The following is a 6,316-nucleotide window of genomic DNA, read 5'->3' as shown; positions in this document are numbered from 1 at the left end:
CAGCTCCTCGTCATCCTCAATGCCATGATCCGGAACAAACAGCCCATTCGCCTTTGAAAAACTACACAGTTGCCCCCTCGTTCATCTTTCCCGAAATACGCCGGGAGGAGCCCCGAAGGGGCAGGGGCAGCGCCCCCGTCCGCGGGCGGGCCTCAGCGGCCGGGCTGGCTGCGCTCGATCGGGTTGCGGTAATACATGCGCCGCACCGAGCCGGTCTTGGAGCGCATCAGGATCGTCTCGGCGGTGAGGTAGCCGCCATCGCGGCGGATGCCCGGCACGAGGTTGCCGTCGGTGACGCCGGTGGCGGCGAAGATCACGTCGCCGGTGACCAGCTCGTCGCGGGAATAGATCCGGTCGAGATCCTCGATTCCGGCCTTGCGGGCGCGGCCCACCTCGTCCTCGTTGCGGAACAGCAGCCGGCCGAAGATCTGCCCGCCCATGCATTTCAGCGCCGCCGCGGCGAGAACGCCCTCGGGCGCGCCGCCGGAGCCCATATACATGTCGATCCCGGTCTTGGCGGGCTCGGCGCAATGCATCACGCCCGCGACGTCGCCATCGGTGATCAGCCGGATCGCGGCGCCGGTCGAGCGCAGCTCGGCGATCATCTCCTCGTGGCGCGGCCGTTCCAGCACGCAGACGGTGATGTCGCCCGCATCGGTGCCCTTGGCCTTCGCCAGCGCCGCGACCCGCTCGGCCGGGCTCATGTCCAGCGTGACCACGCCCGGCGCAAAGCCCGGCCCGATCGCGAGCTTGTCCATGTAGACGTCGGGCGCGTGCAGCATCGAGCCGCGCGGGCCCATCGCGATCACGGTGAGCGCGTTGGGCATGTCCTTGGCGGTGAGCGTGGTGCCCTCGAGCGGGTCGAGCGCGATGTCCACGGCCGGGCCCTCGCCGGTGCCGACCTCCTCGCCGATATAAAGCATCGGCGCCTCGTCGCGCTCGCCTTCGCCGATCACCACGCAGCCCGCGATGTCGAGCATGTTGAGCTGGGTCCGCATGGCGTTGACGGCGGCCTGATCGGCGGCCTTCTCGTCGCCGCGACCGATCAGCGGCGCGCAGGCGATGGCCGCGGCCTCCGACACCCGGGCGAGGCCGAGCGACAGCATGCGGTCGTGGAATTCGGGAGCTTGGGGCATCGGGGAGATCCTCGGGCAATCGTGAAGCGTTGCCTCGACCTAACCGGGCCGCCGATGCGGTGACAAGCGCGTGAGGATATGTTTGCGCAAACGGTGCGCGCAGAGGCGCCGCGCAACCGATCGTCGCCCTGGAAATCCACGGATTTGGACGTGTTGGAGGGGCGGATCCCCTCGCCTCAGACCTGCTCGATGCGGATCGCGACGGGGGTGCCCTGCACCACGCCGGTGGCTTCGAAGCCCGACAGCGCCTCTTCGAGGGCCGAGCGCGTGGTCTTGTGGGTCACGATCAGCACCGGGGCCGAGACGTCCTCGTGGTCGTATTGGCGCATCCGGTCGATCGAGATGCCGGCCTCGCCCAGCACGCGCGCGACCTTGGCGAGCGCGCCCGGTTTGTCCAGCAGGCGCATGCGCAGATAGTAGGGCGCCGGCACGGCGGCCTGCGCGGCACGGGCGGCGCGCAGCCCCGAGGCGGGCTGGCCGAACACCGGCAGCCGCAGGCCACGGGCGAGATCCATCACGTCGCCCATCACCGCGCTCGCGGTCGGGCCCGCCCCGGCGCCGGGGCCGCGCAGCACCACCTGGCCGATCGCGTCGCCTTCGAGCACGACCATGTTGGTGCCGCCCTCGAGCTGGCCCAGCGGCGAGGAGGCAGGCACGAGGCAGGGCGACATGCGCTGCTCCAGGCCGCGCCCTGTCATCTGCGCCACGCCCAAGAGCTTGATGCGAAAGCCCATGTCGGCGGCGTGATTGATGTCCTCGATGGTGATCGCGCCGATGCCTTCGAGCTCGACGCCCGAGAAGTCGACCTTGGTGCCGAAAGCGATCGCGGCGAGCAGCGCCAGCTTGTGGCCGGCATCGATGCCACCGACATCGAGCTGCGGGTCGGCCTCGAGATAGCCCAGGTCGGCGGCTTCCTGGAACACCTCGTCATAGGGCAGGCCGGCGCTCTGCATCCGGGTCAGGATGTAGTTGCAGGTGCCGTTCATCACACCCATCACGCGGGTCATCTCGTTGCCCGCCAGCGATTCGGTGAGCGCCTTGATCACCGGGATGCCACCGGCGACGGCGGCCTCGAAGCGGATCACCCGGCCTTGCGCCTCGGCGCGTTCGGCCAGCGCCTGGCCGTGATGGGCGAGCAGCGCCTTGTTGGCGGTGACCACGTCCTTTCCGTGATCGAGCGCGATCTCGACCACGCTCTTCGCGATGCCGTCATGCCCGCCCATCAGTTCCAGCACCACGTCGACGTCGTCGCGCGCGGCCAGCTTGGCGGCATCCTCCTCCCAGGCATAGGCCGAGAGATCGACGCCCCGGTCACGGGTCCGGTCGCGCGCCGAGACGGCGGTGATCTCCACCGCGCGCCCGGCCCGGGCGGCAAGCAGCTCGGGATGGGTCTGGACGATGCGGACGACCCCCGCGCCGACGGTTCCGAGACCGGCGATTCCGAGGCGAAGGGGAGAGGTCATGGGAGGCTCCGGTCTGTCTGGCTGCGCCGGACTGTTAGCCCGTGAAGGGGATCACTGCAACGCGGCAGGGGGCGTCACGCCCGCATCGAGCCGGTCGCGGGTCGCGGGGTCGATCACCGGCGCGGCGCGCAGCGCCTCGGCCCGCGCGGCCAGGGCCCGCAACCGGGCGTCCTGTGCCGGGCCCGTCGCAGGTGCGTTCGGCACCGGACGCGTCGCGAGGGCGGCGGCCCGCGCCGCCAGATCCTCGGCGCTCTGCGGCGTGACCCGCCGCGATTGCCGCGCCGCATCGGCCTGCGCAAGCAGCGGCACCACGTCGATCAAGGCGGGCGGCGGGCCCGTGCGCTCGGCCTCGGGCACGCGGGCGTCGATTTCGGGGAATTGGGTGCAGCCCACGACGATGAGGACGAGCGGCGCGAGGGGGGAAAGGCGGGGCATCTGGGTCCGGGGCTTGGGCGGTCGGAGCTTAGGCCGGGCCGCGGGTGGCGGCAAGCCGGGGCAGGGGGACTGCAGCGGTGGGGGTGACGGGGCCGCGGGGCCGGGCTATGCCGAGGCCGTAACAGCGGGGACGTGGCGATGAAGATCGAATTGCGGGCGGCGCCCGCACGGCGGGCGATGGCAGTGGGCGTGCTCTACGGCTTTGGCGGCGTTGCCATTTACACCGCGCTGTCCGAGGCTTCGGGCCTCGTCTGGGCGTTGGCGCTCTTGTGCCTCGGGGCGGCCGGACTGGGCGCCGGCGAGGCGCTGCGCCGCGCCACGCGGCTGGGGCTGCAACTCGACGAGGCCGGGCTTTCCGACAGCGCCGGCACGCTACTGGCACCCTGGCAGGACATCGTCGCGATCGAGCGCGGCAGCTTCTCGCTGCGACCATCCAACGGTTTTACCCTTCGGCTGGCGAAGCCCGGCGCGCGGGCCTGGCGGCCGGGATTGTGGTGGCGGCTTGGCCACCGGCTCGGCGTCGGCGGCGTGACATCGGCCAACGAGACCAAGGCCATGGCGCAGGCGATCGAGATCCGCCTCGCCGACCGGGTCGCGCCGCTCCCCTAGCAGAGCCTGTCGTCGAGGCTTGCCGTGGCGCTGAAGCAGAGCTGGTTCGCGAAGCGCAGCTGCGTCACGGCCCGGTCCTCGAAGGTGAAGGGCGCGAGCCCCACGTCGAACAGCGGCATGTAATCGACCCAGGTCTCGATCAGCGTGGCGACCCTGCGATCGGGCATGTCGGGCAACTCGTCGCGTATCTCGGCCAGCATCGTGTCGGTCAGCTCCGGGATGCCCGTGCCGCGCGCCTTGGACCAGCGAACCGTGTAGAGGTCCTGCGCGGCGTCATAGGCGAAGACGCTTATCCGGATCCGCGGCACCCGCCCGTCGACCACCAGGAATTGCTGCAAGCTGTGCAGGCTGTTCAGGTAGGTCGAGGTGATGTAGTCGGATTCCCGGCTCAGCGCGTCGCCGATCGTGTAGGCGGCGCGCGCATTGGTGGCCTTGGCGCGGAAGGCGTCGAAAAAGACCCAGGATCCGGCGAAGGCCCAGATCAGCAGCGGCAGCATCAGCACCGCCTCGACCACCATCGCCCCCTCGTCGTGGCGGCGCAGGCGGCGGCCGAGCCGCGCTGCGATGGACAACGGCCCCCTCATGGTTCGATCACGAAGGCAGAGGCGGAGGCCAGCGCATAGGCGCCGCCCGACTGGCGCGGCAGCGTCGCGCCCAGCCCGCTGGTGGGGAAATACGGGTCGAAGAGCGAGCAGGCGCGCAACAGCATCAACTGGTTCTCCACGCCGGCGACGAAGCGGCGCACCGGGATCGAGGTATCGGCACGGTCGACGCAATCTGCAGCGGCAGGCGGCATCAGCCAGGCCAGCGGGTCGAGCGGCGTCATCTCGAGCCGCAGGTTGAGCGCGCAGTCGGGCAGCAGCAGCGCGTGTTCGCAGATCGAGGCGCTCACGGTCTGATGCGTGACCGGGGTGAGCGTTCCGAGCCGGATGTCGCGCACGGTGATTTCCAGCCCCCGGTCGAGCATCACCTGCCTGAGCGTCACCATGCCCAGCTCGAAGGTCGACATGACCGCCAGCATCAGAAACGGGAAGATCATCACGAACTCCACCGTGGCGGCGCCGTCGCGGGCGCGTACCAAGCGGCGCAGCAAGGGGGGCAATCGGTTCATTGGATCAGCCTCAGCGCGTTGATCTGGGTGGCGATCGACGTGAAGGCCGAGGCGATCTCGAGCCCTTCGACGCGGTAGAAATGCGAGGGCGAGGATGCACAGTCGGCCATCACCCCGGCGGCATGGGCGTCGACTTCGAAGCCGATGGTGAAGACGACGATGCCGTTGGCGCGGGCGGCGGCGCAGATGGCCTTGGTCCGCAGATCCTTCTGGGCCGACCAGGTCGTGTCGTAGATGCTGTTCCAGTAATCCTTCACCAAGGAGTTATAATTCTGCCGATAGCGCAGATGATGCGCGTGTTCGCCTATGGACATGCGGTTGAAGAGTTCGGCCCAACTCAGCCGCGTGCCGCGCGGCGCCGTGACCCATGTACGATCCTTGGCCCGGAAGTATTGGAGCGGCGCGACATAGACGTAGTAGTCATCCGTGCCGTCGAGCCAGACGTCCGAAGGGGCGATCGTGTTGTAGGGTGGGCGGAGCGTATAGTCGCGGGTGTTCTCGCCATCGGTCATCACGACCAGAACCTTCATCCCCTCGGGGTGGTTGAAGTCGCGCGGCCAGCCTGACAGGTCTCCCGAGACCCGACCTAGCCCGAGCATGCCGTTGAGCACGCCGCGGGCGGTGGGGTCGAGCAGCGCCGCGCCCCAGTTCACCCCCATCTCGATCGAGGTCCAGCCACTGGCGCTCAGATTCGCGATCTTGCTCTGCAGCGCGTTCCGGTCGTTCGACCAGGCCATCACCTCGAAAGGGGAATCGGTGCGGCAGACCGGGTTGTTGTTGCGCATGCTGCCATAGCTGCCGGAATTGGTGTTGGCCTCGAAATGGCCCGCCTGGATCAGGCCGACCGGCAGCTGCGCGGTGGTCAGATAGGCGGTGGGCGGCAGGTCCACGCAGTAGCTGTAGTCATGGCCGCCGAGCAGGCCGTACTGTTGGCCCAACTCGCGCCCGAGATTGACCTGGGTGGAGTAGGGCACGATCGAGATCGACAGGTTCTCGGGCAGGACGCTCGCGAACATGGTGTCGATGAACTCGGCGCCGGCGCTCTTGAGACGGGTCAGGCGGCTGTTGCTGCCCATCGAGCCCGAAACGTCGAGCACGAGCCCGATCTCGATGTCGCTTACCGATTCGGTGGCCGAGCCCGCGGCGGGGGCGGTCATGGTTTCGATGCCGGCCATGCGCAGGAAGGTGGCGGGGACCGGCATCTGCGCGCTGGCGCGAACGGTGCGCGAGTTCAGCGTGTTGATCACCTCGACCCCCTGAAGGGCGTCGGACAGCCCGGCCTTGGCGAAGTGATCGCGCACCACCGTTTCGGGATCGAGGCTCTGCTGCAGGTCGGCGGCGGCCAGCACCGCGCGGTCGAGCGTGGATTGCAGGTGGTTGCGCTTGGCCTCGACGCGCATCGTGTCGACGCCGAGCCCGCCGACCGCCAGCATGATCATCATCACGAAAAGCGAGAAGATGATGATCGAGCCGCTCTCGTCGCGCGGCAGCCGGCCAAGGCCCTGCCGGGTCCCCGTGACCCGGATCATGCCCCTCCTCCGTCGATCATGTGCGTTTCCCAT

General features: G+C 69.1%; 7 protein-coding genes. 1 reads left to right on the top strand and 6 read right to left on the bottom strand.

The annotated features are described in order from the left end of the window. Positions 1-152 precede the first annotated feature (152 nt). From glpX to O4G76_RS16525, 3 genes are all read right to left on the bottom strand, one after another. Positions 153-1,136: a class II fructose-bisphosphatase gene (glpX, locus tag O4G76_RS16535; RefSeq protein ID WP_269398351.1), complete on the bottom strand. Its 984-nt coding sequence runs from the start codon at positions 1,134-1,136 to the stop codon at positions 153-155. Positions 1,137-1,312: 176 nt separating this feature from the next. Next, a complete protein-coding gene (locus O4G76_RS16530) occupies positions 1,313-2,599 on the bottom strand; it encodes a homoserine dehydrogenase (RefSeq protein WP_085896070.1) in 1,287 nt (428 codons plus the stop codon). 51 nt (positions 2,600-2,650) lie between these two features. Next, positions 2,651-3,034 (bottom strand): hypothetical protein, encoded by a 384-nt coding sequence (locus O4G76_RS16525; protein ID WP_269398350.1) that lies wholly within the window; start codon positions 3,032-3,034, stop codon positions 2,651-2,653. Positions 3,035-3,172: 138 nt separating this feature from the next. On the opposite strand from O4G76_RS16525, the gene O4G76_RS16520 reads away from it, so the two are divergent. Beyond that, positions 3,173-3,643, top strand: a complete 471-nt coding sequence (locus O4G76_RS16520) for a hypothetical protein (RefSeq protein ID WP_269398349.1) — start codon at positions 3,173-3,175, stop codon at positions 3,641-3,643. Here O4G76_RS16520 and O4G76_RS16515 read toward each other — a convergent pair. Genes O4G76_RS16515 through O4G76_RS16505 form a run of 3 tightly spaced genes read right to left on the bottom strand, consistent with a single transcriptional unit; the run spans position 3,640 to position 6,283 of the window. Next, positions 3,640-4,215, bottom strand: a complete 576-nt coding sequence (locus O4G76_RS16515) for a TadE/TadG family type IV pilus assembly protein (RefSeq protein WP_269398348.1) — start codon at positions 4,213-4,215, stop codon at positions 3,640-3,642. The two genes, O4G76_RS16520 and O4G76_RS16515, sit on opposite strands and share 4 nt — an antisense overlap. 8 nt (positions 4,216-4,223) lie before the next feature. Next, positions 4,224-4,754: a TadE/TadG family type IV pilus assembly protein gene (locus O4G76_RS16510; RefSeq protein WP_269398347.1), complete on the bottom strand. Its 531-nt coding sequence runs from the start codon at positions 4,752-4,754 to the stop codon at positions 4,224-4,226. Continuing rightward, the gene (locus O4G76_RS16505) at positions 4,751-6,283 is read right to left on the bottom strand and encodes a pilus assembly protein TadG-related protein (RefSeq protein WP_269398346.1); all 1,533 of its coding nucleotides are present in this window, start codon (positions 6,281-6,283) and stop codon (positions 4,751-4,753) included. The genes O4G76_RS16510 and O4G76_RS16505 overlap by 4 nt, the downstream gene beginning before the upstream one ends. Between the last annotated feature and the right edge of the window lie 33 nt (positions 6,284-6,316).

Origin of the sequence: Limimaricola sp. G21655-S1, assembly GCF_027213785.1 — a bacterium.
GTDB lineage: Bacteria > Pseudomonadota > Alphaproteobacteria > Rhodobacterales > Rhodobacteraceae > Limimaricola.
The sequence above is the reverse complement of the archived record's forward strand: the minus strand, read 5'-3'. Positions and strand labels throughout refer to the sequence as shown.

Coding starts and splice junctions, on each gene's coding strand:
- O4G76_RS16530 (WP_085896070.1), bottom strand. CDS start 2,599: ATGACCTCTCCCCTTCGCCTCGGAATCGCCGGTCTCGGAACCGTCGGC.
- O4G76_RS16520 (WP_269398349.1), top strand. CDS start 3,173: ATGAAGATCGAATTGCGGGCGGCGCCCGCACGGCGGGCGATGGCAGTG.
- glpX (WP_269398351.1), bottom strand. CDS start 1,136: ATGCCCCAAGCTCCCGAATTCCACGACCGCATGCTGTCGCTCGGCCTC.
- O4G76_RS16505 (WP_269398346.1), bottom strand. CDS start 6,283: ATGATCCGGGTCACGGGGACCCGGCAGGGCCTTGGCCGGCTGCCGCGC.
- O4G76_RS16525 (WP_269398350.1), bottom strand. CDS start 3,034: ATGCCCCGCCTTTCCCCCCTCGCGCCGCTCGTCCTCATCGTCGTGGGC.
- O4G76_RS16510 (WP_269398347.1), bottom strand. CDS start 4,754: ATGAACCGATTGCCCCCCTTGCTGCGCCGCTTGGTACGCGCCCGCGAC.